Source organism: Nonomuraea sp. NPDC051191 (genome assembly GCF_044455665.1).
Lineage (GTDB): Bacteria > Actinomycetota > Actinomycetes > Streptosporangiales > Streptosporangiaceae > Nonomuraea.
The window spans coordinates 169,056-192,629 of sequence record NZ_JBITEZ010000010.1; the positions used below are offsets into that span (position 1 = coordinate 169,056).

The 23,574-nt window shown below is 73.6% G+C and carries 17 protein-coding genes; 6 read left to right on the plus strand and 11 right to left on the minus strand.

Translation table 11 applies throughout. The annotated features are described in order from the left end of the window. Positions 1-59: 59 nt before the first annotated feature. Complete coding sequence (locus ACIA8R_RS28435; RefSeq protein WP_397041302.1) at positions 60-650, minus strand: hypothetical protein; 591 nt, start codon at positions 648-650, stop codon at positions 60-62. 169 nt (positions 651-819) lie between these two features. Here ACIA8R_RS28435 and ACIA8R_RS28440 point away from each other — a divergent pair, with 169 nt between their 5' ends. Beyond that, complete coding sequence (locus ACIA8R_RS28440; RefSeq protein ID WP_397041304.1) at positions 820-3,069, plus strand: hypothetical protein; 2,250 nt, start codon at positions 820-822, stop codon at positions 3,067-3,069. Here ACIA8R_RS28440 and ACIA8R_RS28445 read toward each other — a convergent pair. Further along, a complete protein-coding gene (locus ACIA8R_RS28445) occupies positions 3,029-4,222 on the minus strand; it encodes a cytochrome P450 (RefSeq protein ID WP_364088141.1) in 1,194 nt (397 codons plus the stop codon). The two genes, ACIA8R_RS28440 and ACIA8R_RS28445, sit on opposite strands and share 41 nt — an antisense overlap. Positions 4,223-4,327: 105 nt before the next feature. Between ACIA8R_RS28445 and ACIA8R_RS28450 the strand changes: the two genes are divergently transcribed. From ACIA8R_RS28450 to ACIA8R_RS28460, 3 genes are all read left to right on the plus strand, one after another. Then, complete coding sequence (locus ACIA8R_RS28450; protein ID WP_364088143.1) at positions 4,328-7,735, plus strand: phosphodiester glycosidase family protein; 3,408 nt, start codon at positions 4,328-4,330, stop codon at positions 7,733-7,735. A 186-nt stretch (positions 7,736-7,921) separates the two neighbouring features. Continuing rightward, on the plus strand, positions 7,922-10,093 hold the full coding sequence (locus ACIA8R_RS28455) for a glycogen debranching N-terminal domain-containing protein (protein ID WP_397041306.1): 2,172 nt from the start codon (positions 7,922-7,924) through the stop codon (positions 10,091-10,093). A 42-nt stretch (positions 10,094-10,135) separates the two neighbouring features. Beyond that, positions 10,136-11,221 carry a glycosyltransferase family 4 protein gene (locus ACIA8R_RS28460; protein ID WP_397041308.1) on the plus strand — a complete coding sequence of 362 codons (1,086 nt, stop codon included), beginning with the start codon at positions 10,136-10,138 and terminating at the stop codon, positions 11,219-11,221. Between the two features lie 15 nt (positions 11,222-11,236). Here ACIA8R_RS28460 and ACIA8R_RS28465 read toward each other — a convergent pair whose 3' ends face one another. From ACIA8R_RS28465 to ACIA8R_RS28485, 5 genes are read right to left on the minus strand one after another with little or no spacing between them, the layout of a single operon-like run. Further along, positions 11,237-12,511 (minus strand): ABC transporter substrate-binding protein, encoded by a 1,275-nt coding sequence (locus tag ACIA8R_RS28465; RefSeq protein WP_397041310.1) that lies wholly within the window; start codon positions 12,509-12,511, stop codon positions 11,237-11,239. Then, positions 12,501-13,595, minus strand: a complete 1,095-nt coding sequence (locus tag ACIA8R_RS28470) for a branched-chain amino acid ABC transporter permease (protein ID WP_397041311.1) — start codon at positions 13,593-13,595, stop codon at positions 12,501-12,503. Before ACIA8R_RS28470 ends, ACIA8R_RS28465 begins: the two co-directional genes overlap by 11 nt. Beyond that, positions 13,588-14,478, minus strand: coding sequence for a branched-chain amino acid ABC transporter permease (locus ACIA8R_RS28475; protein WP_397041312.1), 891 nt, complete (start codon positions 14,476-14,478; stop codon positions 13,588-13,590). Before ACIA8R_RS28475 ends, ACIA8R_RS28470 begins: the two co-directional genes overlap by 8 nt. Continuing rightward, positions 14,475-15,245: an ABC transporter ATP-binding protein gene (locus ACIA8R_RS28480; RefSeq protein ID WP_397041313.1), complete on the minus strand. Its 771-nt coding sequence runs from the start codon at positions 15,243-15,245 to the stop codon at positions 14,475-14,477. Before ACIA8R_RS28480 ends, ACIA8R_RS28475 begins: the two co-directional genes overlap by 4 nt. Positions 15,246-15,268: 23 nt before the next feature. After that, the gene (locus ACIA8R_RS28485; protein WP_364088157.1) at positions 15,269-16,045 is read right to left on the minus strand and encodes an ABC transporter ATP-binding protein; all 777 of its coding nucleotides are present in this window, start codon (positions 16,043-16,045) and stop codon (positions 15,269-15,271) included. A gap of 188 nt (positions 16,046-16,233) precedes the next feature. On the opposite strand from ACIA8R_RS28485, the gene ACIA8R_RS28490 reads away from it, so the two are divergent. Beyond that, the gene (locus ACIA8R_RS28490) at positions 16,234-17,445 is read left to right on the plus strand and encodes a PucR family transcriptional regulator (protein ID WP_397041314.1); all 1,212 of its coding nucleotides are present in this window, start codon (positions 16,234-16,236) and stop codon (positions 17,443-17,445) included. Between the two features lie 327 nt (positions 17,446-17,772). Then, entirely contained in the window at positions 17,773-18,741 is a 969-nt protein-coding gene (locus ACIA8R_RS28495; protein WP_364088161.1) for a TNT domain-containing protein, read from the plus strand. Between the two features lie 6 nt (positions 18,742-18,747). Here the strand turns inward: ACIA8R_RS28495 and ACIA8R_RS28500 are convergent, their stop codons facing one another. The 4 genes from ACIA8R_RS28500 to ACIA8R_RS28515 all read right to left on the minus strand — a co-directional run bounded on the left by ACIA8R_RS28500 (position 18,748) and on the right by ACIA8R_RS28515 (position 23,512). Continuing rightward, the gene (locus ACIA8R_RS28500) at positions 18,748-20,427 is read right to left on the minus strand and encodes an aromatic amino acid ammonia-lyase (RefSeq protein ID WP_364088163.1); all 1,680 of its coding nucleotides are present in this window, start codon (positions 20,425-20,427) and stop codon (positions 18,748-18,750) included. A gap of 131 nt (positions 20,428-20,558) precedes the next feature. Continuing rightward, positions 20,559-21,344 carry an ABC transporter ATP-binding protein gene (locus tag ACIA8R_RS28505; RefSeq protein ID WP_357706460.1) on the minus strand — a complete coding sequence of 262 codons (786 nt, stop codon included), beginning with the start codon at positions 21,342-21,344 and terminating at the stop codon, positions 20,559-20,561. After that, a complete protein-coding gene (locus ACIA8R_RS28510) occupies positions 21,334-22,446 on the minus strand; it encodes an iron ABC transporter permease (protein ID WP_357706458.1) in 1,113 nt (370 codons plus the stop codon). Before ACIA8R_RS28510 ends, ACIA8R_RS28505 begins: the two co-directional genes overlap by 11 nt. Continuing rightward, complete coding sequence (locus tag ACIA8R_RS28515; RefSeq protein ID WP_397041315.1) at positions 22,439-23,512, minus strand: ABC transporter substrate-binding protein; 1,074 nt, start codon at positions 23,510-23,512, stop codon at positions 22,439-22,441. The genes ACIA8R_RS28510 and ACIA8R_RS28515 overlap by 8 nt, the downstream gene beginning before the upstream one ends. Positions 23,513-23,574: the final 62 nt, after the last annotated feature.

Sequence of the window (23,574 nt, forward strand, 5' to 3'; positions counted from 1 at the left end):
CGGCCCACGCCAGGACGCCGCGCCGGACGGCCGGACATCGCCCCGGTGCGGCGCAGGTCCTAGCTCTCGGTGACGTCGGTGCCGTCCGGCATCAGCATGGCCGTGCACGCGTATTGGGCGTCCGGCCGGCCGCGCCCCGCGAACGAGCACGCCTTGGCGGCGACGTTCCCTCCCGGGATGAAGGCCATCGGCGACTCCAGCCATCCCCGGGTGCGCTCACCCGCGGCGAAGAAGCGGGTGGCGTCCTTCCTGTCGGGCTCTATCCAGGGCTGGAGGAAGAAGACGTCGTTCTGCGGCTGCGCCCGGGCCCACAACGTCTGGCAGGTACGGCTCCAGCGAAGCTCCAGAACCATCCGTCCGGCGGGAACCGTCCGGACGGCGGTGCCACCGGGAACGGTGATCGCGTCCTTCTCGCAGCCGGTGACGCTCGCGTACTTCCTGTCGCAGTTGTCGCGGCTCGGAGTCGCGGCGCACCCCTGCCGCTCCTTGGCGGCCTCCTGGTAGGCGACCGTGCCCACGAACGTCACCACGGCCGCCAGCGCCGCCGCGAGCACGGTGTACCAGCCGTTGATCCGCGCGGTGCGGATCTGCTCGTTCGGCCCCGAAGAATTCTGCGGCGGCAGCGTCGTCGTCATCATGCCTCGCTTCACCCGCACAGAGTGCCCTGGCTTCAGATGTACGCCCGGCAAGGTGTTTTCGTGGGGAAATGCGGCTTTCCCCACTGGGCTCTGGCCGGAAAGAGAGGGCCGGAGCGGCATCCCATTCGAGTGACCATTCCATTACTTTGCGTAATCGGTGACTTTGCGTGATCCTGATCTCATGGACGGATTCCTGGACCCCACCTGCGGAGGCATTACCGAACTACGTGTGCACGGCGTCTCCGGCACCCCGCCGGCGAGCATCCTCAACCACCCCCACCCCCGCCAGATCGCCGGCGACGCCACCACCGGCTTCTACCGCCGCTGGTGGCCGGGCGGCCGGCCCGACGGCGACCAGGACGACCTGCCCGGCATCCGCCACCGCGAGGCCTACGCCTGGGGCGGCCTCACCTCGGGCGGCCGGACCATCGCCCTCTGGCTGCTCCTGCTGCCCTTCTCCCTGGCCAACCTGTCCTACTTCATGCTGCCGAGGCCGCCGGCCGGCGCCCGCCTGCGGCACGTGGCCGAGGCTGCGCAGCGGCTGTTCGCGCTGCTGCTCACCGGCACCCTCGTCGGCGCCGTCACCCGGGCGAGCGTCGATCTCATCGGCTGGCAGTGCACCGCGGCCGGCCGGGCCTGCGCCCGCGAGAGCGCGCCGGCCTGGGTCCACTGGATGAGCGAGCTGTGGGGGGCCGAGCCGTCGCGGCGGCTGGCCGTCGCCGCGCTGGCGCCGTTCGCGGTGGTCGTGCTGCTGTGGTGGCTGGTGCGGCGCACCTGGGAGCGCGACGAGCAGACCGGGGTCCCGCCCGGCGGCGGCTCGCGTTCGGGGCCGCTGCTGGCCCGGCCGCGGCTGTGGCACGGCGGCGCGCCCGTGTGGCGGCTGCGGGCCGTGCACGTCGCCTTCGCGCTGGGTTCGGTGAGCCTGGCGGTGTCGGCGCCGTTCGTGGGCGACCCGCGGGGGCTGGCGCTGACGCTGGCCAACGTCACCGTCCAGGTCGCCGCCGCCGTGCTGGCGGCGCTGCCCGGGATCGCCAGGCGGCTGGCCCCGGGGGAGGCGGTCCCGTCCTGGCTCACCGGCGCGTGCCGGGTGCTGCGGGTGGCCGGGCCACTGACCTTCGTGGCCACGATCGCCGCCGCCCTCACCGGGATGTCGCCCGCGCTGCCGGGGCGGCAGCTTCCCGGCATCGGCGTGGGAGCGTTCCAGTTCGGGCTGACGCTCGGGCTCGGGCTGTTCATCCTGGTGGCGTCGATCGTCCTGGCCCGCATGGACCGGCCGGCCGAGACCGGCGACCCGATCGAGCGGCGGGCGCTGTGCGGCGTGGCGGCCTGGTTCACGCTGATGGTGGCGGCCGGCAGCGCGAACGTGCTCGCCCTCGGCCTGCTGTTCTGGACCGCCACCTTCTTCGGCGTGCCGGCCTCCGTCGCCGAGCCCGGTCCGGTCGACCGCAGGCTCTACCTCGACGACCCGGTCTGGTGGACGGCCGCGCTCGTGCCGCTGCTGGTGATCGGGTTCGTCGCCGTGGCGGCCGAGCTGTGGATGGTCCGCGGGTCCGCCGCCGCCGCGCTCACGCCCAAGCTGACCCCCTACTACGGCGCCTATGACCGTGACGTGGCGGGCAAGTGGGCGCTGGCCTCGCTCACCGACCGCGCCGGGCTCGTGCTGGCCGTGCTCACCGGCCTCGGCGTGGCCGGGTCCGCCGCGGTGACCGTGATCTACCGGTTCCACCTGTTCGCCCCGGTGGGCGGGCTGGCCGGACTGCTGGCCTCGGTCGGGAGCTGGGCCATGACGGCGATCGTCGTGGGCCTGGTCCTGCTGGGCCGCCGCACGTACAGCGACACGCGGCTGCGGCGCACGGTCGGCATCCTCTGGGACGTCTCGACCTTCTGGCCCCGGGCCATCCACCCGCTCGCGCCGCCCTGCTACACCGAGCGGGTGATCCCCGAGCTGCTGGCCCGCGTCAAGATCCTGACCAGGACGGCCGACGACGAGGTCGTGCTGTCCGGGCACAGCCAGGGCAGCGTGCTCACCGCCGCGCTCGTGCTCCAGGTGCGGCCCGAGCTGCGGCCCCGGGTCCGGCTGCTCACCCACGGCTCGCCGCTGCGCCGCCTGTACGCCGCCTTCTTCCCCGCCTACTTCGGCACCCCCGGCCTGTCGGCGATGCGCGACGCCGTCCGCTGGCGGAACCTCTACCGGCTGAGCGATCCCATCGGCGGGCCCGTCTTCCGCCGGGTCGACCCGTTCGGCCCCCGTCCGGCGGGCGAGGGTGAGGAGACCGTCGACCGGTTCTGCTGGGACCCGCTCCAGCCGGGGCCGGGTGAGCCGCTGCCCGAGGCGCGCTGGCACTCCGACTACTGGCTCGACCCCGCCTACGAGGAGACCCTTGCCCGGCTCACCAGGTCAGATGGAGTTCCTCGGGCGCGCGGTGGATGAGCGTGGCGGCCATCACCACGTCCTCGCGGGCCAGCCGGAGGCCGGGCAGCTCCGCCACCAGCAGCTCCAGCGTCACCCGGAGCTGCTCGCGGGCCAGGAACGCGCCGGGGCAGCCGTGCACGCCGTGACCGAACGCCAGGTGACGGGCGCGCGGACGGGTGATGTCGAAGACGTCGGGCCGCTCGTACGCCGCCTCGTCGCGGCCCGCCGAGGCGAACGAGACGAACACCGTTGCGCCCTCCTCCAAAGGCGTGCCGGCCAGGGTGAGCGGCCTGGTGACACGGCGGCGGAAGCCCTGGACGGGCGCCTCGTACCGGGCGGCCTCCTCGATCGCGGCCGGGATCAGCTCGGCCGGGGCGGCGCACAGCAGCTCCCACTGGCGGCGGTCGCGCAGCAGGCGGTGCACGACCGAGCCGAGCAGCGCGGTCGTGGTGAGATGTCCGGCGAGCATGACGTTCTCGACGTTGGAGGCGATCTCGTCGCGCTGGGCGGCCGTCGGCTCCCCGGGGCCGGGCGCCAGGCCGCGCACCACCTCGCCGGTCAGGTCGGCGGCCTCGGCTGAGCGGCCGGCGTGGGCGGCCAGCAGGCGCCGCAGCGCGGCCACCTCGCGGGCGGCGGCGATCTGCCGCTCCTCGGGCATCGGGGTGAACAGCAGCTCCTCGGCCCGGAAGCCGCCCCTGATCGCGGTCGGCACATCGGCCGGGTCCAGGCCCAGCAGGTGGCCGATCACGGCGGCGGGCAGCGGCCTGGCGTAGCGGGACATCCACTCGCCTCCACCCGTCTTGACGAGCCCGGCGACCAGTTCGGCGGCCGTGGCGGTGACGAACGGCAGCGCGGCGGCCACCCGGGCGGGCGACAGGCCGCGGGTGAGCGGCCTGCGGTAACGCTGGTGCGCCTCGCCGTCCGTGCTCAGCACCACGGGCGCGCCGCCCGGCACCCCGGCCAGCTCGGCGAACGCCCGCGGGCTCGGGATCACGTCCGGCCGCAGGGCGCCCTTGGAGGAGAAGTCGTCCGGCCTGGACAGCACCTCGCGCACGTCGTCGTGCCGGGCCACCAGCCAGGCGTCCAGCTCCTCGGCGAAGGTCAGCCCGGGGGCGGCGCGGGCACGGGCGTAGAGCGGGTACGGGTCGCGGTAGAGCGCCTGTCGATCCACGCGTCCCATCGTCCGGCGTGGCCGGGGACGCGACAAGATCTGAAATTTTCTTTTAGTTCACTCTCAAGTCTTGAAACTTATATCCACGAGCGATTGAGTTCGGTCGTGCAGACCCTCCGTTTCCTGGCCGCCGCCGCGCTCGTTTTAGGGCCGGTGGCCCTGAGCGCGCCCGCGCAGGCCGACCCGACCACGCCCGCCGAGGACGCGCTGACGGCGTCCTCCTACCCGCCGCCCTCCACGCTGATCAGCCAGGCCGCCGCAGGGCAGCCCCGGCTGGAGACGGCCAAGAGGACCCGGCCGGTCGCGCCGGGCCTCTCGCTGACCTCGTTCGACACCTATGACGCGCTGGGCTGGCTGCGCGCCGACGCGCTGACCGCCGACCTCGGCGGCGGCAAGGGCGGGCCCAAGGCCGACTACGTCTTCTCCGGCGAGGTGACCAGGACCGAGCCGCTGTCCGGCCCCGCCGGGCGCTCCCGCGCGGTGGCGGCGGTCAACGGCGACTTCTTCGACATCAACAACTCCGGCGCCGCCCAGGGCATCGGCGTGCAGGACGGCACGCTGGTCCAGTCGCCGGTCGCCGGGCACGACAACGCGGTCGCCGTCACCGGCGACGGCGTCGGGCGGGTGCTCAAGATGTACTTCGAGGGCACCGCCACGCCCTCCGGCGCCGCGCCGATCGCGCTCACCCAGTTCAACCAGATGGTGCAGAACGGCGGCGTGGGCCTGTTCACGCCGCTGTGGGGCTCCTACAACCGGGCCCGCGCCGTCGAGGGCGCCGCCACGGTCGCCGAGGTCGTGCTGGTGGACGGCGTCGTCACCGAGGTGCGCGCCGCCGCCGGCAGCGGGCCCATCCCCGCCGGGACCACGATCCTGCTCGGCCGGGACGCCGGCGCCGCCGCCCTGTCGGCTCTGAAGGCCGGCGACCGGGTGGACGTGAAGTACCAGCCGAAGGCGTCGGACGGCTCCGCCGTCAAGGCGGCCGTCGGCGGCAACTACGTCCTGGTCAAGGACGGCGTCGTGCAGAACAGCACCGACCCGGCCGCGCACCCGCGCACCGCCGTGGGCTTCTCCGCCGACGGCAGGAAGATGTACCTGCTGACCGTGGACGGCCGCCAGGCCGACAGTCGCGGCGTCACGCTCAACGAGCTGGCCGCCATGATGGTGGACCTGGGGGCGGCCAACGCGCTCAACCTCGACGGCGGCGGCTCCTCCACCCTGCTGGCGCGCGAGCCCGGCTCGGCCGAGGTGCAGGTGGAGAACAGCCCCTCCGACGGCGGCGAGCGCCACGTGCCCAACGGCCTGGCGCTGTACGCGCCCGAGGGCAGCGGCAAGCTCAAGGGCTTCTGGCTGGAGACCGCGAGCGACCCGGCCAAGGCGCCCGGCGTCGGGCCCGTCGCGGGCGGCCGTCCCGACCGCGTCTTCCCCGGCCTCACCAGGCGGCTGACCGCCGCCGGCTACGACGAGACGTACGGGCCCGCGGCCGGCACGCCGTCGTGGCGGGCCAACCCGGCCGTGCACGGCGTGATCAGGAACGGCAGGTTCCACGCTCTGGTGCCCGGCCAGACCACCGTCACCGCCTCGCGCGGCGGCGCGAAGGGCACGATCGGCCTGACCGTGCTCCAGCCGTTGCAGCGGCTCGGCGCGACGGCCGACCGGCTCGGCATCTCCGGCGCGGACGGCAGCGCCGCCTTCGGCGTCGTCGGCTACGACCACAACGGCAACTCCGCGCCCATCGAGCCGGACGACCTCACCCTCGACTACGACCGGAACCTGTTCGAGGTCACCCCGGCCGAGCACGGGTACTTCACCGTCAAGGCCCGGCAGGCGACCGGCTCCGGGCTGATCACCGCCAAGGTCGGGAAGATCACCACGGCCGTCCCGGTGACGGTCGGCTTCGAGTCCAAGCCGGTCGCCGACTTCGAGGACGCGGCCAAGTGGACCTTCGCCGCCGCCCGCGCCACCGGCTCGCTGTCGGCCGCGCCCGGCCAGAGCGGCGGCGGGCTCAAGCTGTCCTACGACTTCACCACCTCGACCGCCACGCGGGCCGCCTACGCCAGCCCGCCGCAGCAGATCGTGGTGGACGGGCAGCCGCAGGCGTTCGGCTTGTGGATCAACTCCACCGGCAAGGGGGAGTGGCCCAGCCTGGAGTTCTACGACGCGCTCGGCCAGTCGCAGATCCTGCGTGGGCCGTACATGACGTGGACCGGCTGGCAGTACGTCGAGTTCCCGGTGCCCGCCGGGGTCAACTACCCGCTCAAGCTCCGGCGCTTCTACGTGGCCGAGACCAGGGCCGACGCCAAGTACGGCAACGACATCCTGATCGACGGCCTGGTGGCCAAGGTGTCGCCGTCGATCACCGCGCCGGCCGTGCCCAAGGTCGCCGACCCCGTCGTCAAGGCGGACGTGGCCAAGGCGCCCTGGCGGTTCGCGGTCATGTCGGACGCCCAGTTCGTGGCCCGGAACCCCGACAGCGACATCGTCAGGAACGCCCGCCGCACGCTCAAGGAGATCAAGGCCGCCAAGCCCGACTTCCTGCTGATCAACGGCGACCTGGTGGACGAGGCGTCGCCGGAGGACTTCGCGCTGGCGAAGAAGATCCTCGACGAGGAGCTGGGAGGAGAGCTGAAATATCGCTACATCCCCGGCAACCATGAGGTCATGGGCGGCAAGATCGACAACTTCAAGGCCGTCTTCGGCGACACGTACGGCACGTTCGACCACAAGGGCACCCGCTTCATCACCCTGGACACCTCCCGCCTGAACCTGCGTGGCGGCGACTACGACCAGGTGGCGATGCTCCGCTCCGAGCTCGACAAGGCGGCCAAGGACGCCTCCGTCGGGTCGGTCACCGTGCTGTTCCACGTGCCGCCGCGCGACCCGACGCCGGGCAAGGGCAGCCAGCTCGGCGACCGGAAGGAGGCCGCGCTGGTCGAGGGCTGGCTGGCCGACTTCCAGCGCGACACCGGCAAGGGCGCGGCCTACATCGGCGGGCACGTGGGCACGTTCAACGCCTCGCGCGTGGACGCGGTGCCGTACTTCGTCAACGGCAACTCCGGCAAGAACCCGGCCACCGCCCCCGACGACGGCGGCTTCACCGGCTGGTCGCTGTGGGGCGTGGACCCCGTGACGCCCGCCGAGGCCGAGCACGTACGGCGCAACTGGTTCATCGACGCGCCCGGCTGGATCGGCACGCAGGTGCGGCCGCACGTGGACGAGCTGACGCTCACCGCGCCCGCGACCCTCGCGGTCGGCGCGCCCGCGCCGGTCACGGCGGCGATCCGGCAGGACGACCGGACCGTGCCGGCCGCCTACCCGGTCTCGGTCTCCTGGTCGGGCTCGCCCAACCTGCACGTCGGCACCCGTCAGACGGCCAAGCCGTGGCACGTGGCGGTGCTCGACCCGGACGCGGGCACGATCACGGCCCTGCGGGCCGGACAGGTGACGGTCGCCGTCACCGTCAGCGGGGTCACCCGCCAGGCGAGCGTGGCGATCACCGCCAAGGCCGCGGCCTGAGCCCCCGGCCAGGGAGGGACCACCCTCCCTGGCCGAAAATCCCCTGAATCCCGAAATATCGGGATGAAGTGTTAAGAATCTAGACAGCCATGGGATTCCCCATTCTTCCCCCGGATAGCACTCCTGACGTGCGGGGACCTGCCCCCGCAGGCCACGGGGCCGGGGGAAGGACTGGGGGGCTCGTCGGTGAACGCATGGACCTTCGAGGGACAACCCGGCGCGCTGGGGGACACGGTCACGCTCGTGGAGGGCGCCTCGTTCTGCGTGTCCCAGCACTGCGGTGACATCGTCCCCGGCGGCGCGCAGGGCGTCTACCACTCCGACACCCGGCTGCTGTCCCGCTGGATGCTGCGGGTGGACGACCATCCCGTCGAACCGCTGCAAGTGATCATGGGCGAGCCGTACCACGCCACATTCCTCGGCAAGGCCAGGCCACGTCCCGGGTGGGCGGAGAGCACGCTGCTCGTGGTGCGCGACCGCTTCGTCGGCGTCGGGCTGCGCGAGGACCTCACGCTGCGCAACATGTCCGAGGAGGCCGCGGGCTGCGTCGTGTGCGTGCAGGCCGGCGCCGACCTGGCCGACCTGTTCGAGGTGAAGTCCGAACGCAGCTGGCCCGCCGACGACGTCGAGGTGAACCCCGGCGAGCACGGCATCGAGATCCACTCGTCGAGCCGGGCCCGCGGCGCCAAGATCGCCGTCGAGCCGGCCGGCACGCCGGTCGTCACCGCGCAGGGGCTGCTCACCTTCGACATCGTGGTCCCCGCCCGCGGCGAATGGCACGCCACCGTGCTCGTGACGCCGATCCACGACGGCGAGGAGACCTCGGCCTGGTTCCCCGTCGCCCGTCCCGCCCACAACGCCGAGCCGGCCCGCCGCCTGGCCGAGTGGACCGCCAGCACCCCCACCCTGGAGAGCACGAACGCCGGCCTCGTCGAGGCGCTCGACCGCTCGCGCCAGGACCTGGGCAGCCTGCGCCTGTTCGACCGCGACCACCCCGACGAGCCGCCCGCCATCGCCGCGGGCGCGCCCTGGTTCATGACGCTGTTCGGCCGCGACTCGCTGCTGACCTCCTGGATGGCGCTGCCGCTGGACCAGACGCTCGCGCTCGGCACCCTGCGCAGGCTGGCCCGGCTCCAGGGCGAGAAGGTAGACCCGCTGTCGGAGGAGGAGCCCGGCAAGATCATGCACGAGCTGCGCTTCGGCGTCCACGACGGCTCCTCGCCGTACGGGGGACGGGCCTACTACGGCTCGGTGGACGCCACCCCGCTGTTCGTCATGCTCCTCGGCGAGCTGCGCCGCTGGGGCGTGCACGGCGAGGCGGTCGACGAACTGCTGCCGCACGCCGACGCCGCGCTCGACTGGATCGAGCAGTACGGCAGCCGCGACGGCTTCGTCTGGTACCAGCGCAAGACCGACCGCGGCCTGGTCAACCAGGGCTGGAAGGACTCCTTCGACGGCGTCAACTTCGCCGACGGCACCATCGCCCGCCCGCCGATCGCCCTGGCCGAGGTGCAGGGCTACGTCTACGCCGCCTACCTGGCCCGCGCCCGCTTCGCCTGCCAGCAGGGCGACGAGGCCGGCGAGCGGCGCTACGCGCAGCGGGCGCAGGCGATCAGGGAGGCGTTCAACGAGCGGTTCTGGCTGCCCGGCCCCGGCTACTACGCCATGGGCCTGGACGGGCGCGGCCGGCCCATCGACGGCCTGGGCTCCAACATGGGCCACTGCCTGTGGGCCGGCATCGCCGACGAGGACAAGGCGCAGCAGGTGGCCCGCCACCTGCTCTCGCCCGAGATGTTCACCGGGTTCGGGGTGCGCACGCTGGCCTCGTCCATGGGGGCCTACAACCCGATGAGCTACCACAACGGCTCGGTGTGGCCGCACGACAGCGCGATCGTCTCCGCCGGGCTGATGCGTTACGGCCACGTCGAGGAGGCCCAGCGTGTCGCCGTCGGGCTGCTGGAGGCCGCGCACTCCTTCGGCGGGCGGCTGCCGGAGCTGTTCTGCGGGTTCGGCAAGGAGGAGTACCGGCGGCCGGTGCCGTACCCGACGTCGTGCTCGCCGCAGGCGTGGGCCGCCGCCGCGCCCATCCAGCTCGTGCGCACGTTGCTGCGGCTGGACCCGGGGGTGCCGAACGGCAAGTTGTGGCTGGTCCCGGCGCTGCCCGAGGGGTTCGGGGACGTGACGATCAAGGGCATGCCGGTGGGGGGCTCCAGGGTCGGCATCCGCGTCAGGGGCGACGGCGGCACGCCGATGGTGTCCGGCCTGCCCGACGGCGTCGAGCTGGTCACCGAACCGCGCCGCCCGATCAGCGGCCCCTGCGGCTCCGGCCGCGGAGCACACGACCTGCCGGCGCGATGACAGGGCGCTGTGACGACCGGATCGACACGGGGAGGTGCCGGGATGACGGATTCCGAGGACGACTGGGCAGGCGCGCTGCGCATCGTGATGGTCGCCCCACCCTGGGAGGAGGTGCCGCCACGGGCCTACGGCGGGATCGAGCAGATGCTCGCCGACCTGATCACGGGCCTGTCCGCACGCGGCCACGAGGTGACGCTGATCGGCTCGGGCAGCACGGCGGTCCCGGCCAAGTTCCTGGCCACCTACCCCGAGGCGCCCTCGCAGCGGATCGGCGAGTCGCTGCCCGAGGTGCTGCACGCCGCCCACGCCTGGCGGGCGCTCGAAGGGCTGCCCGCCGACATCGTGCACGACCACTCGCTGGCCGGGCCGCTCACCGCGCTCGGCCGGGCGACCCCGACCGTGGTCACCTGCCACGGCCCGGCCGGCGGCGAGCTGGGCGAGGTGTACCGGGCGCTCGGCGAGCACGTCAACCTGATCGCGGTCTCCGACGCCCAGCGCGCCGACGCGCCCGACCTCAACTGGGTCGCCACCGTGCACAACGCGCTCGACGCCGCCTCCTTCCCCTTCCGGGAGCACAAGGAGGACTGGGTGTTGTGGCTGGGCCGGTTCAGCCACAGCAAGGGGCCGGACCTGGCCATCGACGCCGCCCGCGCGGCGGGCCGTCCCATCGTGCTGGCGGGCAAGCTCACCGAGCCGTGCGAGCGGGACTACTTCGACGAGCACGTACGGCCCCGGCTGGGCACCGGCGTCTCCTACGTGGGCGAGGCCGACGCCGAGCGCAAGCGCGAGCTGCTGGCCGCCGCCCGCTGCATGGTCTTCCCCATCCAGTGGGAGGAGCCGTTCGGGATGGTGGTGATCGAGGCCATGGCCTGCGGCACGCCCGTCGTCGCCATCGGCCGGGGTGCGGTGCCGGAGATCGTCGTGGACGGCGTGACGGGGTTCGTGCTGCGGGAGGCGGCCGAGCTGCCCGCGGCGATCGAGGCGGCCGGGCGGCTCGACCCGCGGGCCTGCCGCGACCACGTCGAGAGGCACTTCGGCGTGGAGGCGATGGCCGCGGCCTACGAGGCGGTCTACCGCCGCCTGCTGGCCGCCCCCCGCCCGGTGCGGCTCACCGACGAGGGGCGGTGAGCCCGCCGGCCCCGGTCAGCCGGCCGTCGGCACGGTGTACTTCCCGGCCAGTTCCGACACCGCCGCCTCCTTCAGGACGACGGCGCCGCCCACCGCCTTGCTGTCGGGCTTGACGACGTAGGAGGCGCGCGAGGCGGGCCGGTCGAAGACGCTGAAGTCCATCGGCGTGCCGCCCAGCCCGGCCTCCCACGACTTCTGCGACCGGTGGGCCGCCACGATGCCCGCCCGGCTGAGGTCCTTGGCCTGGCACGCCTTGCGCAGCGCGTCGCCGACGATGACCGCCGCGGTCCAGCCGGCCGCGACGCCGCTGTCCAGGGGCTGGCCGGCGTACTTGGCCCGGTAGTCGGCGATGAGCTTGGCGTAGGCCGGCAGCGGCGCGCTGATCGGGGCGCCCGCGGTCACGTAGAAGAAGTCCTTCAGCAGCGCCGGGGCGGCCGGGGTGGCCAGGAGCTGCGGGCTGTAGGCCGAGTTGCTGCCCACGAACGGCACGTCCATCCCGGCGGCCAGGGCCACGCCGACCAGCGAGGCCGTCTGGCGCGGGCCGACCGACACCAGCACGGCTTCGACGCCCGCCTTCCTGAACGCCGCCACCTGCGCGGTCATGTCCTGGTCGGTTGCCTTGATCTTCTGCTCGACCAGCGTGAGCCCCAGCTCGCCGGCGGCGTACTTGGACCCGGCCAGCGCGCTCTCGCCGTAGTCGCCCTCGAAGTACAGGTGGCCGATGCGGTCCCCGGCCTTGACGCCCTTCTCCTTCACCAGGAAGTCGACGGCGTTGATCATGTCCACGTCGTAGGTGGTGCCGGTGACCTGGATGGCCTCGCTGCCGAGCAGGCCGGTGGCCCACGCCATGGGCAGGGTGAGGATCTTGTCGGCGGTGATCCTGTCCTTGAGCGCGGTGACCATCGGCGAGCCGATGAACTGCGGGATGGCGGCCGTCTTCGGCGCGACCTCGGCGTAGGCGGCCATCGCCTTCTGCGCGTCGTAGCCGTGGTCGCGGACGATGGTCTCGATCTTCCTGCCGCAGACGCCGCCGCCCTGGTTGACCTGCTCGAAGTAGAGCTGCTGCGCCTGGGTGAGGCTCTTGCCGAGCGAGGCGTACGGGCCGGTCAGGTCGGTGAGCAGGCTGAGGGTGATGGTGTCGGCGGTGACGCCGGGGCCGGTCCTGACGCCGTCGCCGCCGGCGGCGGTGGACGCCTGGCCGCCGCCGGTGGCCTTGCCGCTGCCACACGCGGTGGCCGCCAGCCCCAGCGCCAGCAGCGCGGCCAGGACGGCCGTTCGGTTACGTGACATGTGAGCTCCTGGTCTCGGGGGACGGTTCCGGGGACGTCGACGGGCGGCCCGGTGATCCGCGGCGCAGGGCGCGCGGCAGGCCGAGCAGGCCGCCGGGGAGGAAGAGGACGACGGCGACGACGGCGGCGCCGTACAGGATGCGGGCGGCCTCGGCGGGGGACAGGCCGCCGCCGGAGCCGGGCGGGGACACCAGGGGGATGGCGTCGCCGTAACGGGTGAGCAGTTGCGGCAGCAGGGAGACGAAGACGGCGCCGAGCACCGCGCCGCCCACCGAGCCCAGGCCGCCGATGACGATCATCGCCAGGTAGTCGAGGGAGAGCAGCATGCCGAAGTGGTCCGGCACGGTCCGCTGGAAGACCAGGGCCAGCAGCACGCCGGCCAGGCCGCCGTACATGGACGACAGCACGAACACGCCGGCCCGGTAGCGGGTGACGGGCACCCCCATCACCCCGGCCGCGATCTCGTGGTCGCGGATCGTGTTCAGCGCCCGGCCCGGCCGTCCGCGCAGCACGCCGCGGGCGAACAGCGCCGCCCCCAGCAGCGCCAGGCCGCCCAGGAACCACAGCCGCTCCAGCGCGCCGAACGGCACGTCCAGGACGACCAGCTCGGGCCCGTCGGCGAAGGCGAACCCGAAGACCTCCATCGTCGGCACGGGCCGCCCGTTGAACCCGCCCGTGACCGGCCCGGCGTTGAACAGCAGGTGCTGCCCGCCGAAGATGAGCGCCAGCGTGGCGATGCCCAGATAGGCGCCCTTGAGCCGCCCGGCGATCGGGCTGAACAGCCCGCCGGCGACCCCCGCCAGCGCCACCGCCAGCACGGCGGACGGCAGCGGCGGCAGGCCCAGGCCGCCCAGCGACGCGGTGGGCTCGGCGGCCAGGTACACGTACGCGTAGGCGCCCACGGCCAGGAAGAACGCGTGGCCCATGGACAGCTGCCCGGTCGCCCCGGTCAGCAGGTTGACGCCGATCGCGCCGATCGCGGCCGCCATGGCGAACAGCCCCGCCTGCAGCCAGAATCCCTCCAGGTAGAAGGGCACGGCGACGAAGGCGGCCAGGGCGGCCAGTGACACGACGGTCCTAGACACGGGCCCGCTCCCTCGTCCCGAACAGCCCGGCGGGCCGCAGCAGCAGCACGACGACCATGACGAGGAACGGCGCCACGTCGCCGATCCCGCGGCCGAGGAAGGCCAGGTCGTTCTGGTAGCCGGTGGTCAGGGCCTCGGTGACGCCGACGATCAGGCCGCCGGCCAGGGCGCCCGTGGTGGAGTCCAGGCCGCCGAGTATCGCGGCGGGGAAGGCCTTCAGCGCGGCCACCGAGGTGCCGCGGTCCAGGCCGGGCGTCGGGAAGACGCACAGGAACAGCGCGGCCACCGCCGCCAGCGCCCCGGCCACGGCCCACGCGCCGACCGAGACCCGGCCGAGCCGCACGCCCATGAGCGCGGCCGTCTCGGGGTCCTCGGCGGTGGCCCGCATCGCCACCCCCCACCCGGTGTACTTGAACGCCAGCAGGAACGCCGTGATCAGCACCCCCGCCACGGCCAGCGCGACAACCCTGGTCTCGGCGACCGTGACCGCCCCGACGCGCAGCACCCGCGACCCCCACGGGTCGCCCATCGCCAGCACCTCGGCGCCGATCCGCCGGGTGAGCTCGGTGGTGAGCACGATGTCCACGCCGATGGTGACGATGGCCAGCACGCTGTGCGAACCCGCCTTCGAGCGGCGGATGACCAGGAACTCCACCAGCGCCCCGAGGACCGCCGCCGCCGCGACCCCGGCCAGCAGCGCGGGCCAGAAGCCGAGGTGGGGGTGCAGCCGGGCCACCACGTACCCGCCGGCCAGCAGCAGCGAGGCGTGCGCGAAGTTCACCACCTCGGTGGCCTTGAAGATGACGACGAAGCCGAGCGCGATCAGCGCGTAGACGGCCCCGAGGGACAGCCCGTTGACCAGCAGCTCCACAAAGGTGATCACCGCGTCTCCTCCACGCCCAGGTACGCGCCGACGACCGCCGGGTCGTCCCGCACCTCGGCGGGCGGCCCGTCGGCGATGCGGCGGCCGAAGTCCAGGACGGTCACCCGGTCGGCCAGCCGCATGACCAGGCCCATGTCGTGCTCGACCAGGAGGACGGAGATGCCCAGGCTCTCCCGTACCGACCCGATCAGCTCGGCCATCTCCAACCGCTCGCCGCCGTTCATCCCGGCGACCGGCTCGTCCAGCAGGAGCAGGCGCGGTTCCATGGCCAGGGCCCTGGCCAGCTCGACCCGCTTCTGCACCCCGTACGGGAGCAGCCCGACCGGCGTTTCCAGCACCGGGGCCAGGCCGGCGAACGCGGCGATCTCGGCGACCCTGGCCGCGTGGGCGCGCTGCTCGCGGCGCGCGCCCGGCAGGCCGAGCCCGGCCGAGACGAACCCGGCCCGGGTGAGCCGGTGGCGGCCCAGCAGCAGGTTGTCCCGCACCGGCCGGCCGGGGGAGAGCGCGAGGTTCTGGAACGTGCGGGCCACGCCGAGCGCGGCGATCCGGTGCGGGCGCAGCGCGGTCAGCTCGCTCCCGCCGAACCTGACGCTGCCGGAGGCCGCCCGGCAGACGCCGGACAGCACGTTGAAGCAGGTGGACTTGCCCGCGCCGTTCGGGCCGATGAGCGCGTGCACGGTGCCGGGCGCGACCGTGAAGCCGACGCCGTCCAGCGCCGTCAGGCCGGCGAAGCGCACGGTCACGTCGCTCACCTCCAGAGCGGGCATACCATCCGGTTGGTATGTGGGGGTCACGCGGACCACCTCGACAGCCCGGCCCTGGTCCGCGCCACCGGGGCCGCGTCGTCCACGCCCAGGTAGCGGCGGCGCACCTCGTCGCCGCGGGCCAGCTCGGCCGCCGGTCCCTCCAGCGCGACCGCGCCGACCTCCAGCACGTACGCGTGGGAGGCCAGCGCCAGGGCCGTGGCGGCGTTCTGCTCGACGAGCAGGATCGAGGTGCCGGCGGCGTTGATCGCCCGGATCGTGGCGGCGATCGTGGCGGCCGCCCGGGGAGCCAGGCCGAGCGTCGGCTCGTCCAGCAGCAGCACCGACGGCGCTGCCATCAGCGCCCGGCCGATGGCCAGCAGCTGCTGCTCGCCGCCGGACAGCAGCCCGGCGCGCTGGTGCGCCCGCTCGGCCAGCACGGGGAACAGCTCGCGCACCCGCTCCCTGGCCCGCGCGGCGGCCGCGCGCGGCGTGCCCAGCCCGCCGGCCCGCAGGTTCTCCTCCACCGTCATGCGGGCGAACACCCGGCGGCCCTCGGGCACGTGCGTGACGCCGCGCCGCACCACGGCCGAGGCCGCCTGCCCGTCCACGCGCGTCCCGGCCACGGTGACGCCGCCCGCGGCGATCCGGCCCCGGTGGAACCGCAGCGTGCCCGAGACCGCCCGCAGCAGCGTCGACTTCCCGGCGCCGTTCGCGCCCAGCACGGCCACCACCGCCCCGGACGGCACGCTCAGTGACACGCCGTCCAGGGCGCGGACGGGACCGTAGTCCACCACGAGACCGTCCACCCTCAGCTCGGCCATTCGTCTTCCTCACAGGACCCCATGGCGGCCCACCCAAACCGGCGTCCGGGGCCGCCGTCCAGAGTCGGCGGCGAAGTCGGGCTCCCTGCCCACCGCGGCCGGGGGCCCGTTGTGCAGCCGCACAACGCGAGGTCACAAAACGCTACAGAGCCTTGTTCTGGTACGGCGGCCGGTGGCAGCCTCGGGGAATGCGTCCCCCTACGGTCGTGGACGAGGACGTCCGCCAGACGTTACGCACCGCAGCCAGGGCACTGCTCGAACGCCTGCCCGAGCTGACCGGCGAGCTGGTCGCCAGGACGCGCGGCGGCGACGACGTCTACAGCGCCTGCGTCCCCTACGACGAGCACTGGAAGAGCACCCTCGAAGGCGTGCGCCTGGGGCTGACCGCGATCCTCCAGGAGCCGTCCGAGCGGCGCGACCTGGTCTTCACCCGGGCGATGGCCCAGCGCCGGGCCGAGCAGGGGCTCCCGCTGGAGTCGCTGCTGCGCATGTACCGCCTGGCCGGCCAGGTCACCTGGTCGGCGATCGTGGACCACATGGAACGCGAGCGGCCCGACCGCCTCGACGTCCTGGTCCGCGCCGCCGGCCACGTCTGGCACGCGATCGACCGGCAGTCGCTGGTGGCCTGCGACGTCTACGGCAGGCGCGAGCAGGAGATCCTCGGCCGCAGCAAGGAACGCGTCAACGCGCTGCTGGACGCCCTGCTCGACGGCGCCGCCGACGCGGGGGTCGTACGCGCCGCCGCCGACTCCCTCGACCTGCCCGAACGCGCCCGCTACGCCGTCGTCACCGTGCGCTTCCCCGGCGGGCGGCACCACGACGACGTCCGGCTGCCGGCGACCCTGGGCGCGCTGCGGCTGCTGTGGCGCATGCGCACCGGGCACGAGGTCGCCGTCGTCGCGCTCGGCCGGGCCACCCTGGACGACCTGTGCCAGGAGCTGAGCCTGATCGTCAGCGGCGTCGCCGGCGTCAGCCCCGTCGTCACCGGCCTGGACGAGCTGGGCACCGCGCACGAGCTGGCCTCCCTCGCCATGCGTACCTGCGCCGACGGCGGCCCCGAGATCGCCCGCCTGGACGAGCGGGTGCCGGCCGTGCTGATGATCGGCCAGCCCGGCGTCGCCCGTCATCTCGTCGAAGGCGCGCTCGGGCGGCTGCTCGCGCTCGACCCGGCCGACCGCGACACGCTGCTGAGCACCCTGGAGACGTGGCTCGCCTGCGACGGCTCGGCCGCCAGGGCCGCCGGGCGGCTGTTCTGCCACCGCAACACGATCATCAACCGGGTCCGCAGGATCGAGCAGCTCACCGGGCGCTCGCTCACCCGGCCGCGCGACATCGTGGACCTCGCCCTGGCCCTGGACGCGATACGCCTGCTGCCCGCCGCGCCTCCGGCGAAGGGCTGATCGGGCCCGGAGCGGCGAAGGGGTGTCGGGGTCGGCCCGGCGCGGCGAAGCTCGCGTAGCGCGTCATTCGGGGATATTTCACCTTTGGTGAGAATAGCCGCTTTCGTGGCTGCACTCTTTGCTCTTCTCTGGCGATGCCGAAGATGCGATATGGGCGACGATGGGGAATGTAGCTGTCGATCAACGCATTCGACACCTGACTTACGCACGCGCGGACATTATTGATGAATATCCGGACATAGTGTCCAGGCCGCCGTCGTGGGTGTCACTGAATCGCTCGTGATCTCTCTTCATTCGCTTCTTCCGCACGAATCAACGGGAAAAGTCATGCGATATCTTCGACGAAGCGCCGTCCTGGCCGCCGCGATCTCCCTGGTGGCCGACGCCCTGGGTGGCGTGCCCGCGCATGCCGACAGCACACCTCGGCAAACCGCCCCGCTCATCCGGCCGGTGGCCGCCCAGCCCGCGCCTCCTCCCGGCACGGGAAGCGCGGAGATCGGCGGGCTGGTCTGCGGGCCTCCGTACGTGACCGGCGACCCGGACCTGGGGCCGACGATCCTGCCCAGGACCGGCTACCTCGGCGCCCTGCTGCGTGACTACGTGCCGCTGGGCGGCCTCAACCCGCAGCACTTCCTCTCGCGCTACTGGGACTACGCCACGGGCAATTACCGATTCCCGCCCGACTCCGGATTCGCCCGTTCCGGTAATTACCCCAACGGAAGACTCCTGCTCAAGACGACGTTTCTGCAGATCGGCATGAGGCTCGACCGTTTCGGCGGGTACACCGGAGCGTTCCTGTCGCCCTTGGGCGACCAGTTCATCAAGCGCGCACTGCCGCCCCGCAACCTGAACACCAATCCGCAGGATCCGCAGCACCTGTGCAATTACCACGCGTTCCGGGTGCTCAAGTCGTTCCGCGTCGAGGTGGGCCCGGCGGCGCCCGCGTTCGAGCAGCAGGGCGGCGGCACGCAGTACCACGTGGTCAGCAGGTACATTCCGGAGGCCCCGCAGACCAGCGACGAGGTTCCGGTGAGCTGGCTGCTGGCGAACGGCTACCTGGAGGAGATCGAGCCGATCCTGGTGACCACCGTCAGGACCGACGACGCCACGACGGCCCAGGAAGCCACGACGGCCCAGGACGCCACCGTGGCCCAGGGCGCGCCCGCGGCCCAGGACGTGTCCGCCCGTGACACGGCCGCCCGCGGCACGGCTCGCGACGCGGTCAACCGCGGCACGTACGTCACGTCCCGCAGGCCCACCCCGGCGGGCCGCCCGTCCGCGTACAGGCGGCCGTAGGCGGCGTCAGCGGGCGGGGTACGGGGTGAGCCGGCCCTCGTGCACCAGCGAGATCGTCCGCTGCAGGTCGGGGGTCAGGTAGCGGTCGTCGCCCAGCGGCGCGACGTACTGCCTGAGCTCGTCGCGCAGGGCGCGGGTCACCGTCCCGAGCGGCAGGCCGGTCATCCGGGCCGCGATCAGGTCGATGCCCTGCGCCGCCATCAGGTACTGCACCGCCAGCACGATCTCCAGGCGGTCGAGGTTCTCGTGCAGGTCGCGGACCGAGGCCATCGCCATCGTGTTGTGGTCCTCCTGGCCGTCCTTGACCGGACGCGACAACGTGCCCGCGGGGTGGGCCCTGACCTGCATCTCGGGGACCACCGCCGCGGCCACCGACTGGGCCTGGACCATCCCGGAGTTCAGGCCCACGCTGCCGCCGGCCAGGTTCGCCGGCAGGCCGTAGCTCCAGCGGGGCGACAGCAGGCGTCCCGAGAGCTCCTGGGACAGGACGCCGAGGTCGGTGATCTCGGCGTTCAGGCTGTCGGCGAGGTGGCCCATGATCGAGCCGTCCCAGTTGCCGCCCATCACGAACTCGTAGCCGGGGCCGCGCTCGCGCCGGAAGACCAGCGGGTTGGAGGTCGAGGAGTTGGCCTCGCGGGCCAGCGTCCGGCGGGTGGCGGCGAGCACCTGCCGCAGCCCGGCCATGATGTGCGGGGCCGCGCGCACGGACACCGCGTCCTGCACGCGCGGGGTGTAACCGGCCGGGTCGAGCCGCCTGCGGCCCTCCTCGGTCATCCACCCCGAGCCCGCCACCATGGCCCGCAGCCGCGTCGCGATCGCGTCCTCCTCCGGGATGTGCCGCTCGCGGTGCGTCCGCGCGTCCAGCGAGCCGCGCTCGGCCCTGGTCGCCTCCATGAACAGCGCGAAGGCCCCTTCGGCCTGGTCGGCGAGCATCGTGGCCCGGTGCACGGCGTGCAGCAGCGTGGCCGCCACCACCGTGCTCCCGCTGACGATCGGCAGCGCCTCCCCGGCCTCGAAGGTGAAGCTCGCGGGCAGCCCGGCCCGTGGCAACATCGCCGAGGCCGGCCCCACCTCGCCCCGGTAGCGCACCGGCGCGTCCTCGCCCAGCGCGGCCAGCCCGGCCGCCGCCTGCGGCTGCAGGTCGCCGGTGCCGAGCGAGCCGATCTGCGGCATCACCGGCACGACCCCGGCGTTCACCAGGGACAACAACCGCTGCGGAACCTCCGGCCGGACGCCCGTCTTCCCCCTGGCCAGCTGGTTGGCCTTGAGGACCAGGGCCAGCCTGACCACGTCGTCCGGGAACGCCGGGCCGACGCCCGCCGCGTGCGAGCGCAGCACGTTGCGCTGGAACTGCTCGGCCTCATCCGGCGAGAGCGGCCGGTCCTTCAACGGGCCGAGCGCCTGGTTCCAGCCGTACACCCGCTGGCCGCTCAGGGCCGCCAGCGCCCCCGTCCGCGACTGGGCCATCCGGGCCCGCGCGGCGTCCGACACCCGCGCGAGCACCGGACGGCCCGCCAGGATCGCGAAGGCGTCGCGGAGCGCGAACCGGCCGCCGTCCAGCACCAGGTTCAGCACCGGCGCCGCAGCCGGAACCCCGACCGGGGCCGGGAGCGGGGGCCGCGCCGGGACGGCGACGGCCCGCTCCGGCACGCACACCGCCGCGAGCAGGCCGACACCGGCTGCCATTCGTCCTACTTTGCTGATCGACACGGTCTCCCGGCCCCTTCACGACGAAGATCCACTCCGCTCCGTTTATAGCCGGGCGGACGGACGGCGCCGGGTACGGCTCCGCACCGGGGGACGACTGCTGACCGGCCCTAGGGCAGGCGCTTACCTCCCGCCCTGGACGCCACCGCGACGTGCGGCCGCCCGGTGATCGGATGCGGCCCGACGTGCGCCAGCACGCCGAAGACCTCCTCGATGAACGCCGGGGTCAGCACCTCCAGAGGCGGCCCCTGCCCGGCGACCCGGCCGTCGCGCAGGACGACGATCCGGTCGGCGTAGGCGGCGGCCTGGTCCAGGTCGTGCAGCGCGGCCAGCAGCGTCAGGCCCAGCGAGCGGATCAGGTCCAGCAGGAGGAGCTGGGAGCCCACGTCCAGATGGTTGCCCGGTTCGTCCAGGATCAGCAGCGGCGCCTCCTGGGCCAGCGCGCGGGCCAGCAGCACCCGCTGCCGCTCGCCGCCGGACAGCGTGGTCATCAGCCGGTCGGCCGCCCAGTCCATGCCGACCCGTTCCAGGGCCGTGGCGACCACCGCCCGGTCGCCGGCGCTCTCCCGGTCCAGCGCCCCCTTGTGGCTGTGCCGCCCGGCCGCGACGACCTCGGCCACGGAGAACCCGTCCCCGGCCGGGTTGTGCTGCGGCAGGACCGCCCGCCGCCGCGCGGCGTGCCGGGGCCGCATCCGCCACAGGTCGTCGCCGTCCAGCCGGACGACGCCGCCCGACGGGCGCAGCGACCGGTAGACGGTGCGCAGCAGCGTGGACTTGCCGCTGCCGTTGGGCCCCACCAGCGCCACGAACTCGCCGGGCCCGGCGCTCAACGTGACGTCGGTGACGATGGGCCGCGCGTCGATGCTCGCGCTGACGCCCGCGAGGTCAAGCCGCATCGCCGCCTCCGCCCGTCCGTCGCCGGCGCAGCAGCCACAGGAAGAACGGCACGCCGAGCCCCGTGGTGAAGATCCCCACCGGCAGCTCGTTCGGCCGGTCGGCCACCCGCGCCGCCAGGTCGACCAGCACCAGGAACACCGCGCCCGCCAGCAGCGAGACCGGCAGCACCCGGCGGTGGTCGGCCCCGACCACGAACCGGACCATGTGCGGGACCATCAGCCCGATGAACCCGATGCCGCCGACCACGCTGACCACCGTCGCCGTCAGCAGCGACCCGGCCGCCAGCAGCCCGATCCGCAGCGCCGCGACCGGCACGCCGATCGCGACGGCGGCCTCCTCACCGGCCAGCAGCGCGTTGAGCGCCCGCGCCTGCGAGGACAGCCAGGCCACGCAGCACACGACGAGCAGCGCGGGCACGCCCAGATCGGCCCAGGACGCCCCGGCGACGCTGCCCATCAGCCAGAACATCATGCCCTGCAGCTCGGTCGGGTTGAGCTGGAGCTGCACGAACGTGGTGGCCGCCGAGCACAGGTAACCGACGGCCACGCCGGTCAGCACCAGCCACGAGTCCAGCAGCCGCCCCGAACGCTGGGACAGGACGTACACCACCAGCGCCGACAGCAGCGCGGCGGCGAAGGCGGCCCCGGTGACGCCGAGCGCCCCCGTCAGCCCGGCCAGAGCGCCGCCGCCGAGCGCGGGCACCAGCACGGCCCCCAGCGAGGCCGCCGACGACACGCCCAGCACGTACGGGTCCGCCAGCGGGTTGCGGACCAGCGCCTGCAACGCCACCCCGGCCACCGACAACGCGGCCCCGGCCAGCGCGGCCAGCAGCGCCCGGGGCGTGCGGATCTCCCACACGACCTGCGCGAGCAGCGGATCGGCCTGCCCGCCCCGCCCGGTCAGGTACGCCCACACCACCCCCCACACCTGGTCCGGCGGCAGGTTCACCGACCCGGCGGAGATCCCGATCACCAGGGCCCCGACCAGCGCGGCCCCGAGACCGGCCAGCAGGAACCCGGTTCCCCGCCCGGACACCGCGTGCGGCCGCCGCGGCGGGACGGGCGCCGTCCGGCGCGGCGGGGCGGTCAGCGCGTCAGCCACCGGGATGCACCACCTTGGAGATCTTCTCCACGGCCCAGGCGTTGAGCGGCCCGAGGTAGACGCCGTCGGAGACGACCGTGAAGGTCCTGGACTTGGCCGCGGCCCAGTGGGGGTAGGCGGCGAACAGCTTCGCCGCCGCCTCCTCGCCCTTCTCCTCGGGCGTGAACAGCCCGACGACCAGCACGTCCACCTGGGCGGTGGCCAGCTGCTCGCGGTTGAGGGTGCGGGTCATGTCGGCGGTCTGCCCGGCGAAGGCGTTGACCCCGCCGGCCGCCCTGATGACGTCGTCGTAGATGCCCCCGGTCATCACGGCGGGCAGGCCGTTGGCGTTCATCATGGCCATGCCGGGATAGGCGACCAGCACCTTCCTGGGCGGCAGCGCCGCGACGCGGGCCCGTACGGACTCCACCCGCGCCCGCAGCTCGCCGATCAGGTCGAACGCCTTGCGCTGCACGTCGAACACCCGCCCGAGCAGGCTGAGGAACTCCAGCGAGGAGTTGATCGACTGGTTGCGGTAGGCGCGCTTCTCCTGCTCGGTCGCCTCCGGCTTGCCCATCGCGCAGTTGACCGGGTTGACCAGCGAGGTGATGCCGGCCGCGGCGAGCTGCTCGCGGGTGGCGAAGCCCCTGGCCGGGTCGAAGCCGCCCGACCAGGTGGACACCACCAGGTCCGGCTTGAGCCTGAGCACCTGCTCGGCGGGCACGTCGAAGTTCTTGTTCATCGTCAGCCCGCCGGTCGGCAGCGCCTTGATGCGGGCGGTCATGGACGGGTCGTCGGACACGCCGTAGCTCTGGGCGTTGGCCAGGATGCTGCGGTCCAGCCCGAGCAGCAGGAAGCTCTCCACCTCGCCCACGCTGGTGCCGTTCAGGATCAGGACGCGCTGCGGCGGGCGGCGGAAGGTGACCCGCGTGCCGCAGTTGTCGAAGGTGAGAGGGTAGACGGTCCGGCCGGCGGACGCCGGCGCGACGGTGGTCGTCTCGCCGCCGGTCGCCGCGGGCGCGCCGCAGGCCGCGGCCAGCAGCACCAGCGCGATCGCCGAGGCCCGGCGGGTACGGGAAGGTCTCATGGGTGATGTCCTCAGAGTCGGGTCCGGAGGCGCGCACGCCGCATCGGCCCCCGGCCAGGGGG